Source organism: Sanguibacteroides sp. AM78-02pH3A (assembly GCF_027666085.1).
In the GTDB taxonomy this organism is placed as follows: domain Bacteria; phylum Bacteroidota; class Bacteroidia; order Bacteroidales; family Marinifilaceae; genus Gabonibacter; species Gabonibacter massiliensis.
Genome location: NZ_JAQEHX010000025.1, coordinates 1 through 1,357, shown reverse-complemented (window position 1 = coordinate 1,357; position 1,357 = coordinate 1). Strand labels below are relative to the sequence as shown.

1 protein-coding gene is annotated in these 1,357 nt (G+C 36.5%); it reads right to left on the bottom strand.

Annotated elements, in window-relative coordinates:
* The coding region (locus PGR74_RS14050; RefSeq protein ID WP_270517383.1) for a hypothetical protein at nt 1–1,357 on the bottom strand (1,357 nt) is incomplete at both ends.

Below are 1,357 nucleotides of genomic sequence, written 5' to 3'. Positions count from 1 at the left end.
TCATATAAACAAAAATTTCATACATTCCTGATTTTTCTATTCGAGCATGCCACTCCACGCTAAAATCTCCCCTACCGGCCTTCTTGGAAACAAAACCCTCCGTGATATCACCGTAAGCGAAAGAAGGTGCGGCAAAATAAGTCCACTCTGGAAGCTCTCCGGTATACGGAGAACTACCATTAATCGTGATATATCCTTCTTCCCGTTGACCGAGTAAACGACCGAGCAACAAACGAGATTTCGGTTGAATGATTCGAAAGCCCTCGTCATCCTCGTTGACAATAATCTCGTTGGCCGGAGGTTGAAAATAACTAAAGGGTAATTGCTCTATCCGCTGTGTAGTGTCAGTAGTAGTAGAACTTTCATATACATATCTTATTCCCGGATTATTCCGGGCTATATTGGTAATTAAATCAACACTAAAATTCATCTGTTCTCCTATCCATTCTATTCTCTGCCCCTCACTCTTTTTTACTAAAAAATTTTTCCGTTGAATTCCTCTTTTAGAAGAGTAATTAAATGAAATAATTCCATCCACATCTCCAACATTATATATACTTACCTGCACTTTATGGCGTTGATTACCTATGCCATCCTCATTTGCCCCAGGCTCGATTATCTTAGTCATTTTAAAATCTCTTATGATATATGCCGGAAGTTTATTTCCCGAATACCATTGCGGTAAAAATTCTAACAAATCAATTCCAAACTTCTTTTCATATGCAGCATTAAGTATTTTAAAATCAACTTGTTCAAATGTATACTGTTGAACAAAACCAACTAGAAACTTGTTCAATTCCTCTGAAGAAGAATACAACAAGAGTATATCTTTAAGCTGGTCGACTTTTATCCCAAACAAATCATTCAACCAAACTGACAGAAACGAGGTATCTAAAAGAGCATCTGAGAAACTATTTTTAGAAAGATAATACCTCACGTGAGAGTTATCAATTACTCTTCCTAAAGCATTATGATTTGTAAGTCTCATGTATTCTTCAAAATCAGCCATATAGGTCATCTGATTAAACAGAACATCAAGCACCGGGTATTCTCTCGAACGAAAACTAATCGTGTAGTCATAATAAAGTGGAAAATCGGTATATGGATTATTCTCGAAAACGTATAATAATTTACCATTAAAAATTTGTTTCTCTTTCTTGATAAACTTGTTCAACAGGTTATCAGATTGAATCTTAACCACTTTACTACTAAATAACATCTGCCACACGATTCTATCTAATACCCTTACTTCACGCTCGAATTGCGTGTACTCTCTTCTACCTGCCATCCGATCATCTTCTCTCATCCGAGTAACCTCTTCTTTAAAATTCGGGAGAGGTATACCGATCATCTGCTC